General features: G+C 47.2%; 1 protein-coding gene. It reads left to right on the top strand.

Annotation, left to right across the window (positions count from 1 at the left end):
* Nucleotides 1–271: VCBS domain-containing protein (locus tag AB4323_RS24540; protein WP_372153565.1), on the top strand; the 271-nt coding region annotated here is incomplete at both ends.

Raw genomic sequence — 271 nt, 5'->3', positions numbered from 1 at the left:
GATGCCAATGGTCATTGGTCGTTCACCGCGAACAGTGCGTTTAACCAATTAAACGTCGGCGATAAAGTCGAAGAGACTTTCACTGTCTCGTCTATTGATGGCACACCGTCGACCATCAAGGTGACGATTAATGGCACTAACGATGCAGCGACAGTCAGTACCGCAACAGTCAGTGTGGATGAGACTGATAAAGCGGTAACGACATCAGGAACGTTGACCAGTACTGACGTGGATAATCCAGATAATGCATTCACACCGGATTCTATTTCAG

Source organism: Vibrio sp. 10N.261.52.C11, assembly GCF_041471405.1.
GTDB classification, from domain to species: Bacteria; Pseudomonadota; Gammaproteobacteria; order Enterobacterales; family Vibrionaceae; genus Vibrio; species Vibrio crassostreae_C.
Note: the sequence above shows the minus strand (reverse complement) of the source record. Positions and strands in the feature narration are given on the sequence as shown.